Source organism: Marinovum sp. (assembly GCF_034669705.1).
Lineage (GTDB): Bacteria > Pseudomonadota > Alphaproteobacteria > Rhodobacterales > Rhodobacteraceae > Marinovum.
The window spans coordinates 1-8,425 of sequence record NZ_JAXMOR010000058.1 but is presented as its reverse complement, the minus strand read 5'-3'; the positions used below and the strand labels follow the sequence as shown (position 1 = coordinate 8,425).

The window sequence follows — 8,425 nt, the reverse complement described above, 5'->3', positions numbered from 1 at the left end:
ACCGGCGGCATCGACCTGTCGATCGGCACGCTGATGACCTTTTGCGCGGTGATGACCGGCGTGGTGCTGACCTGGATGGGCGCGCCGCTGATCTTCGGCGTCTTTGCCGCCATCGGCACCGGCATGCTGTCGGGCCTGGCCTCGGGCGCCTTTGTCGCCAAGATGAAGATCCCGCCGTTCATCGCCACGCTCGGCATGATGCTGATCCTCAAGGGGCTGTCGCTGATCGTGACCGGCACCCGGCCGATCTATTTCAACGACACGCCGGGCTTTGACCTGATTTCGCGCGGCTCGCTGATCGGCTCGGTGTTCCCGGCCTTTCCGGTGCCCAACGGCGTGCTGATCCTGTTTCTTGTCGCGGGCCTCGTGGCCTGGATCCTCAGCCGCACGGTGCTTGGCCGCTACTGCTTTGCGCTTGGTTCGAACGAGGACGCGGTGCGCCTGTCTGGCGTCAATGCCGACGCCTGGAAGATGGCGATCTACGCGGTCTCGGGCGCCATTGTCGGCATCGGCGGGCTGCTGATCGCCAGCCGGTTGAACTCGGCGCAGCCGGCGCTGGGGCTCGGCTACGAGCTCGAGGCGATCGCCGCCGTGGTGATCGGCGGCACCAGCCTGTCGGGCGGGCGCGGCACCATTCTCGGCACGCTGATCGGCGCGCTGATCATGGCGGTGCTCACCAACGGGCTGCGCGTGCTCTCCGTCGCCCCCGAATGGCAGACCGTCGTCACCGGCGCCATCATCATTGTTGCCGTCTACGCGGACCAGCTCCGCCGGCGTGCCCCGAGCTGACAACCGCGCGCCAAGACGCGGCGCAGACCAGACCCACGTGAACCCAGAGGAGGACCCCATGTTCACAAGAAGACGTTTCACCGGCGCGGCCACCGCGCTTGCCCTCACCCTCGGCGCCACCGGCGCCCATGCCCAGGACGAGCTCTATATCCCGCTGATCTCCAAGGGCTTCCAGCACCAGTTCTGGCAGGCCGTGAACCAGGGCGCCGAACAGGCCGCCGCCGATCTCGGCGTGCGGGTCACCTTCGAAGGCCCCGACAACGAGAGCCAGGTCGACAAGCAGATGGACATGCTGGCCGCGGCGCTGGCCAACAACCCGGCCGCCATCGGCTTCGCCGCGCTCGACAGCCAGGCGGCGATCCCGCTCTTGCGTCAGGCGCAGGAGGCCGGCGTGGCCGTGGTGGCCTTTGACAGCGGCGTCGACAGCGACATCCCCGTTGCCACCGCCGCCACCGACAACGCCGCTGCCGCGGCGCTGGCCGCCGACAAGATGGCCGAGCTGATCGGCGGCTCCGGCCAGGTCGCCGTGGTCGCGCATGACCAGACCTCGCGTACCGGCGTCGACCGCCGCGACGGCTTCGTCAACCAGATCGAAGCCGCGCATCCCGATATCGAGATCGTGGCCATCGAATACGGCGGCGGCGACCAGCTGGAATCGACCGAGATCACCCGCGCCCTGCTGGCCGCGCATCCCGATCTGAAGGGCATCTTCGGCACCAACGAAGGCTCGGCCATCGGCGTGGTCAACGGCGTCCGCGAGAGCGGCGCCGACGGCATCACCATCGTTGGCTACGACAGCGGACAGGCGCAGATGGACGCGATCCGCGAGGGCCTGATGGCCGGCGCGATCACCCAGAACCCGGTCGGCATCGGTTACGAGACGGTGAAGGCCGCCGTTGCCGCCGCCAAGGGTGAAGAGGTGCCCGCCGACATCGACACCGGCTTCTACTGGTACGACGCCACCAACATCGACGATCCCGAGATCGCCGCGGTTCTCTACCAGTAACCCGACCCAACGACCGGGCGCCAAAGGAGGCGCCCGGTTCCCAATATCAGAAGACACGAGGCAGCGATGAAGCTCTTGCGATACGGCCCCAAAGGGCAGGAAAAACCCGGATTGATGGATGACACGGGCACGCTCCGTGACCTGTCCGCCCATGTCGACGATATCGCCGGCGATGCGCTGACCCCCGACGGCCTGGCCAAGCTGGCCGGGATCGCGGCGAATGATCTGCCCGCCGTCGACGGCGATCCCCGCATCGGGCCCTGTGTGGGCCGGATCGGCAAGTTCATCTGCATCGGCCTCAACTACGCCGACCACGCGGCCGAGAGCGGCATGCCGGTGCCTGACGAGCCTGTGGTGTTCAACAAATGGACCTCGGCGATCTGCGGGCCGAACGACGACGTGGAGGTTCCCCGCGGTTCGAAAAAGACCGACTGGGAGGTCGAACTGGGCGTCGTCATCGGCAAGCCCGGCCGCTACATCGATGAGGCCGACGCGCTGGACCACGTCGCGGGCTACTGCGTGATCAATGACGTGTCGGAACGCGAATGGCAGCTCGAACGCGGCGCCACCTGGGACAAGGGCAAGGGCTTTGACACCTTCGGCCCGATCGGCCCCTGGCTGGTCACCCCCGACGAGCTGGGCGATGTCGGCAACCTCAAGATGTGGCTGGAAGTGGACGGCAAACGCTACCAGGACGGCTCGACCGCGACGATGGTCTTCGGCGTGGCGCATCTGGTCCACTACGTCAGCCAGTTCCTGTCGCTGCAACCCGGCGACGTGATCTCGACCGGGACGCCTCCGGGTGTCGGCATGGGTCAGAGCCCGCAGGTCTACCTCAAGGGCGGCGAGACCATGCGGCTGGGCATCGACGGCCTGGGCGAGCAGACGCAGAAGGTCGTGAACGCATGAAGATCACCGGTCTCAGGACGGTCGACGTCCGCTTTCCCACGTCGGACTCGCTTGACGGCTCCGACGCGATGAACCCGGATCCGGATTACTCCGCCGCCTATGTGGTGCTGGAGACCGACGGCGCGCACGAAGGCCACGGCCTGACCTTCACCATCGGCCGCGGCAACGAGATCTGCATCGCCGCCATCGAAGCTTTGCGGCCGCTGGTCACCGGGCTGGAGCTGGACTGGATCGCCGAGGACATGGGTCGCTTCTGGCACCATATCACCGGCGACAGCCAGCTGCGCTGGATCGGGCCGGACAAGGGCGCCATCCATCTGGCCACCGGCGCCGTGGTCAATGCCGCCTGGGACCTCTGGGCCAAGGCCGAGGGCAAGCCGGTCTGGCAGCTGGTCGCCGAGATGTCGCCCGAAGAGCTCGTCCGCTGCATCGACTTCCGCTACCTGACCGACTGCATCACGCCGGAGTGGGCCCTGGAGCACCTGCGCGGGCTGGAGGCCACCAAGGCCGACCGCATCGCCGCGCTCAAGGCCGAGGGCTACCCCTGCTACACCACCTCGGCCGGCTGGCTGGGCTACAGCGACGACAAGCTGCGGCGTCTGTGTCGCGAGGCGGTCGATGCCGGGTTCAACCACATCAAGCTCAAGGTCGGCCGCGACCTCGAAGACGACATCCGCCGCCTGACCATCGCCCGCGAGACGGTGGGCCCGGACGTCAACCTGATGATCGACGCCAACCAGGTGTGGGAGGTGGATGAAGCCATCGACTGGACCCGGAAGCTGGCCTTTGCCAAGCCCTGGTTCATCGAGGAACCGACCAGCCCCGATGATGTCGCAGGCCACCGCAAGATCCGCGAGGCCGTCGCCCCGGTGCAGGTGGCGACCGGCGAGATGTGCCAGAACCGCATCCTGTTCAAGCAGTTCATCATGGAAGGCGCCATCGACGTGGTGCAGATCGACAGCTGCCGTCTCGGCGGGCTGAACGAGGTGCTGGCGGTGATGCTGATGGCGGCGAAATACGGGCTCAAGGTCTGCCCGCATGCCGGTGGCGTCGGTCTCTGCGAATACGTGCAGCACATGTCGATGATCGACTACCTCTGCATCGCCGGCACCCGCGAGGGCCGGGTGATCGAGTTCGTCGACCACCTGCACGAGCATTTCGTCGATCCCTGCACGATCCGCGATGCCGCCTACATGCCGCCCGAACAACCGGGCTTTTCCATCGAGATGAAGGCCGAGAGCCTCGAAACCTATCGGTTCAAGGGAGCGTAACGCCATGAAATGGAAGCAGGTCGGCACAACCGAGGCGCGGGTGACCGAGGTCTCCTTCGGCACCGCCAGCATCGGCAACCTCTACCGCGAGGTCGACGATGCCGGCGCCGCCGAGGTGCTGGACGCGGCCTGGGCCGGTGGTCTGCGCTACTTCGACACCGCGCCGCACTATGGCCGCGGGCTGGCCGAGCAGCGCCTCGGCCGGTTCCTGGCAGGCCGCGACGAGGCGGTGATCTCGACCAAGGTGGGGCGCGTCCTGTCACCCGCCGCCGCGCCGATCGCCAAGGCGGATGGCTTCGTCAATCCGGCGCAGAACGACGTGCGCTACGACTATTCCGGCGACGGTATCGAGGAAAGCTTCGAGCAGAGCTGCGACAGGCTGGGCCGCTCGCGGATCGACATCGTCTTCGTGCACGACATCGGCCGTTTCACCCATGGCGACGGCAATGCCGCGCATATGGAGGCGTTTCTCGGCTCCGGCTACGAGCGGCTGGTCCGTCTCAAGGAAGCCGGACGGATCAGCGCCTTCGGCCTCGGGGTCAACGAATGCGAGATCTGCCTCGAGGTGATGGACCACGGCCCGCTTGACGTGATCCTGCTGGCAGGCCGGCTGACCCTGCTCGACCGCTCCGCCGAGGCAGAGCTGGTGCCCCGCTGCCGCGCGGCCGGCACCAGCCTGGTTCTGGGCGGTATCTTCAACTCCGGCATCCTGGCCACCGGTCCGGTCGAGGGCGCGACCTACGGCTACGGCCCCGCCTCACAGGAGGTGCTGGACCGGGTCTCGGCGCTGCAGGCCCGGGCCGAGGAGGCGGGGCTGCCGTTGCCCACCGCCGCCCTGCAGTTCGCCCTGCGCCACCCCGCCACGACCTCGGTGCTTCTCGGCACCGCCAAGGCCTCGACGCTGCAGCGCAACCTCGACGCCCTGCAGCAGGAGCTGCCACCGGGCGCGGAGGCTGCGTTGGCGTGAGTTCGGGCGGAATGACCTGAGTGGCTGGTCACAGCTGCATCACATAATGCGTATTCTCGGAGTCGCGACATTCGCGCTCGCCGGATGCGGCGCGACCCCGATCAAGAAGACCAATTGCTGGAGCGCCACAGGCACGCCCGTGGCGACCTCCACCCAAGGTGCCGCACCTGTTTTGAGCACGTCAAGCGATGCGACCCTCTGCCGGTAAGATCATCTCCTGTCTCGGGGCTATTGCCCTGGGTGCCGTGTGTCCCATGGAAGCGCGGGCGCAGGGTGTGCCGATCTCCGACGGCACCTCGCTCATTCAGCATACCCTCGAGATCGCGCAGATGACCACGTTGACCGGTGCACGCGAGATGGAGACCGAGAAGAAACGCCGGATCACCGAGTTGCATCAGGATCAACTGGCGGCGCTCGATGCGACTTTTGCCGCGATGACGGGGCATGCGCCCTTCATCGGCGATCTAGAAACGCTGCCCGGCGCGGAGGCGAAGGTCCTCTACGCGGTGGAGGACAGCAATCCTTATGCCGCGCGGCTTTTTGGTGATGCCAAGACCAGCATAGAGGAAATGATCGTCGAGACGGCCCGGAAATATTCCGGCCACCCGGGCCTTGCCAAGGCCGGGGTGAACCCGCTGGAATTCCGCATCTGGTTTCAGAGCCTGGTGAAGCAGGAATCCGGATTTTCCATCGGTGCGCGCAGCCCAGTCGGTGCCTTCGGCCTGACCCAGGTCATGCCCGGGACCGCAAAGGATCTCGGCATTTATCCCGATTACTATGATGACCCGGTACTGCAGCTCGATGGCGGCGCGCGGTATTTCCTGGCCCAGCTCAAGAGTTTCGGGACCGTGCCGCTGGCGCTGGCCGCCTACAATGCCGGGCCGGGCAATGTCCGCAAAAACGGCGGCATCCCACCCTTCCGCGAGACGCAGGACTACGTCGTGAGGATCACCGGTTTCTTTAACGCCTATGCCGCGAAAATCACCGGTATCGACCAGGTGGGCACCTTCGATCCGCGCGACATGGCGATCGCCGAGGCCAGTTATACCGCCGATGCGGGTTTGCATTACGGCATGGCGGCGTCCCTGCAGATCGAGACCTCGCTGCGGCGGCTGCGTGCAATCCTTGAGCGCATCCCGACGACCACCTCGGCCAAGGAAGCGCTCTATCTTAATTCCTATGCCCGAGCCGAGGCGGCGCGCATCGCGCTGATGGTCGAACGGGTCAAGGCGGCACAGGTCAAGGTCGGCCAGGCCCGCCAGGCGCTCTGGCTGCAGGCCTACGCGCAGGACGCAACATTCATCAAGGTAAAGGCGGGACAGTGATGCGCCAGACACATGCAAAGGCCTTGCGGCCGAGATCTCCGACGCACTCGGCGAGACTTCGAAACTCGCCGTCTCCGACAGCCTCTCCCGCGACCGCGACTTCATCCAGCGCCGGTCGGTCAGCCGCCACATGGAAGAACGCGCCCTGCTCTCCGCCGACGAGATCAAGCGCCTTTCGGCCGACCAAGTTATCCTGATCCCGGAGCGCCAGAACCCGTTGCTCGTCAATCGCATCGTCTATTTCCAGGACCCGACATTCCTCGAAATTTTCAAGTCTCAATCCGGCCCCCTGCCCTATCCATCATCCGACACCGCCAAGGTCCGCGATCTCGAAGAACGCATGCAAGCCACCGAGCGCAAGATGGCGGAGATCGGAAAGATCGAGTACCTGCAGAAAAATCCAGAACCGGCGAAGCCGAAAGAGCCTGCGCTGGCCGAGGAAGTCGCCAAAGCCGAGGATGACACCCAAGACAAAGACAAGACGCCCGACCTGGCGACGCTCACCCCATCGCAGGACGCGGCCGTCGCAAAGATGGGGAAGTTCTCCAAGAGGATCGCCGAGATCGGCGGGTGAGAAAGTGGCCCGCAGGGACTTGACTTGGCGCGGTTCGACCGCCGCCTGTGCAGCGCGCGAAAGCCATTGAAGGCGCCGCGGAGAAGCTTACCTTCGCCGACATGAGAAAACGGGATCAAATGCGCGCATTCCTGCAGCGCGCCACCGCGCTTGCGGCCTTTGTCGGGCTGCTCTGGGCCGTCCAGATTGCCAATTGGATCACCGGCTACGGTTTCAACCCGGCCTTCGGCCTGATCCCCCGGCACGTCAACGGATTGGACGGCGTCATTGCAATGCCGCTCCTGCACGCAAGCTTCGCGCACCTGATGGCCAATACGCCGCCATTATTGGTGATGGGTGGGCTGCTGGTGGCCACTGCGACGCGGGCCTTGCTGGCCGTGAACGCCGTGGTGATTGGCCTTGGCGGCGGTCTCGTCTGGCTGTTCGGAAGCGCCGCCATCCACATCGGCGCGTCGGGGCTGATCTTCGGCTGGTTCGGCTTCCTCGTGACGCGTGGCCTGGTGGATCGCTCGCCGGTCACCTTGGGCGCGGCGCTGCTGGTCGGCTTCCTTTATGGCTCCATTTTCTGGGGCGTGCTGCCCGGCCAACCTGGCGTCTCCTGGGAGGCCCACCTGTTCGGCGCTATCGCCGGCGCAGTTGCTGCATTTCTTGTACCAACACACGTCCATGCGCCGCGCCTGGTCAGCGTCAATCGGGAATGAGGCAGCACACTCGGCCGATTCTGTAGGGGAGAACACCATCATGCCTGATTTCGTGCCCAAGGATCCACTGGCCGATCCCGCAGCAACCGCGGCATCGTATTCCGGTCTCAGGCACGCTCCTGCGACGGCGCGGAATCGCGAACCCATCGGACAGGCGCTGGCCGACCTGCTTCCTGCCCGGCCCTGCACGGTGCTGGAAGTTGCCTCGGGCTCCGGCGAGCATGCCCTGTGGATGGCGCGCTCCTTGCCGCAGGTGACATGGGCGCCGAGCGAAGCGACCAAGGATGGCCTGGCGGCCGTTGCGGCCTGGCGGGCGCTCTGCCCTGACCTCGCCGATCGCGTCCTGCCACCGGTGCTGATCGACGCCGCCCGACCGACTTGGCCCGGTGCGCCTGTGGATGCGGTCTTCGTCGCGAACCTGACCCATATCGCCCCGTGGTCGGTGACGCCGGGCCTCGTTGAAGGCGCTGCTGCGCGGCTCGTCCCTGGCGGGCTCCTGCTGATCTACGGCCCCTTCAACGAGGGCGGCGGTTTCACCGGGCCCGGCAACGCCGCCTTCGATGCCGATCTGCGCAGTCGGAACCCGGAGTGGGGCCTTCGCGACCGTGAGGCCGTGGATGCGGCAGCCTCGGCGCACGGTTTCGTCGTTGAGCCGGTCCGCGACATGCCGGCGGACAACCGCCTGCTCGTCTATCGTCGGCCCTGAAGCAGACTGCACCGCTATCCTCCAATGTGCCGGCCCGATTGATGTTGGAGGCGTGGTTTCGAGCGAAACGGAAAGCAGCGGACGCATGCCTGTTTCCCGGGGTCGACCGCCGGGCGCAGCGCGCACGGCCCTCAGTCGCCTTTGGGCCACCTCAGGCGGCTGGACTCGATCCGTGGC

General features: G+C 66.3%; 9 protein-coding genes. All 9 read left to right on the top strand.

Translation table 11 applies throughout. The features are described 5' to 3' along the window. Positions 1-789: ABC transporter permease (locus VOI27_RS22920; RefSeq protein WP_323768956.1), on the top strand; the 789-nt coding region annotated here is incomplete at its 5' end. 58 nt (positions 790-847) lie between these two features. Next, positions 848-1,795: an ABC transporter substrate-binding protein gene (locus tag VOI27_RS22915; RefSeq protein ID WP_323768954.1), complete on the top strand. Its 948-nt coding sequence runs from the start codon at positions 848-850 to the stop codon at positions 1,793-1,795. Positions 1,796-1,861: 66 nt separating this feature from the next. Further along, entirely contained in the window at positions 1,862-2,704 is an 843-nt protein-coding gene (locus tag VOI27_RS22910) for a fumarylacetoacetate hydrolase family protein (RefSeq protein ID WP_323768952.1), read from the top strand. Next, on the top strand, positions 2,701-3,975 hold the full coding sequence (locus VOI27_RS22905; RefSeq protein WP_323768950.1) for an L-fuconate dehydratase: 1,275 nt from the start codon (positions 2,701-2,703) through the stop codon (positions 3,973-3,975). The genes VOI27_RS22910 and VOI27_RS22905 overlap by 4 nt, the downstream gene beginning before the upstream one ends. Before the next feature lie 4 nt (positions 3,976-3,979). Continuing rightward, on the top strand, positions 3,980-4,942 hold the full coding sequence (locus VOI27_RS22900; protein WP_323768948.1) for an aldo/keto reductase: 963 nt from the start codon (positions 3,980-3,982) through the stop codon (positions 4,940-4,942). 188 nt (positions 4,943-5,130) lie between these two features. Beyond that, positions 5,131-6,267: a lytic transglycosylase domain-containing protein gene (locus VOI27_RS22895; RefSeq protein ID WP_323768947.1), complete on the top strand. Its 1,137-nt coding sequence runs from the start codon at positions 5,131-5,133 to the stop codon at positions 6,265-6,267. Positions 6,268-6,301: 34 nt separating this feature from the next. Then, positions 6,302-6,841, top strand: a complete 540-nt coding sequence (locus tag VOI27_RS22890; RefSeq protein ID WP_323768958.1) for a type IV secretory system conjugative DNA transfer family protein — start codon at positions 6,302-6,304, stop codon at positions 6,839-6,841. Positions 6,842-6,960: 119 nt separating this feature from the next. Beyond that, a complete protein-coding gene (locus VOI27_RS22885) occupies positions 6,961-7,542 on the top strand; it encodes a rhomboid family intramembrane serine protease (RefSeq protein WP_323768945.1) in 582 nt (193 codons plus the stop codon). Between the two features lie 40 nt (positions 7,543-7,582). Beyond that, a complete protein-coding gene (locus tag VOI27_RS22880; RefSeq protein WP_323768943.1) occupies positions 7,583-8,248 on the top strand; it encodes a DUF938 domain-containing protein in 666 nt (221 codons plus the stop codon). The last annotated feature ends 177 nt before the right edge of the window (positions 8,249-8,425 follow it).

What these genes read in the sequence shown, in the direction of transcription:
- VOI27_RS22905 (WP_323768950.1), top strand. Translation starts at nt 2,701, where the DNA reads ATGAAGATCACCGGTCTCAGGACGGTCGACGTCCGCTTTCCCACGTCG.
- VOI27_RS22900 (WP_323768948.1), top strand. Translation starts at nt 3,980, where the DNA reads ATGAAATGGAAGCAGGTCGGCACAACCGAGGCGCGGGTGACCGAGGTC.
- VOI27_RS22910 (WP_323768952.1), top strand. Translation starts at nt 1,862, where the DNA reads ATGAAGCTCTTGCGATACGGCCCCAAAGGGCAGGAAAAACCCGGATTG.
- VOI27_RS22915 (WP_323768954.1), top strand. Translation starts at nt 848, where the DNA reads ATGTTCACAAGAAGACGTTTCACCGGCGCGGCCACCGCGCTTGCCCTC.
- VOI27_RS22880 (WP_323768943.1), top strand. Translation starts at nt 7,583, where the DNA reads ATGCCTGATTTCGTGCCCAAGGATCCACTGGCCGATCCCGCAGCAACC.
- VOI27_RS22885 (WP_323768945.1), top strand. Translation starts at nt 6,961, where the DNA reads ATGCGCGCATTCCTGCAGCGCGCCACCGCGCTTGCGGCCTTTGTCGGG.
- VOI27_RS22895 (WP_323768947.1), top strand. Translation starts at nt 5,131, where the DNA reads ATGCGACCCTCTGCCGGTAAGATCATCTCCTGTCTCGGGGCTATTGCC.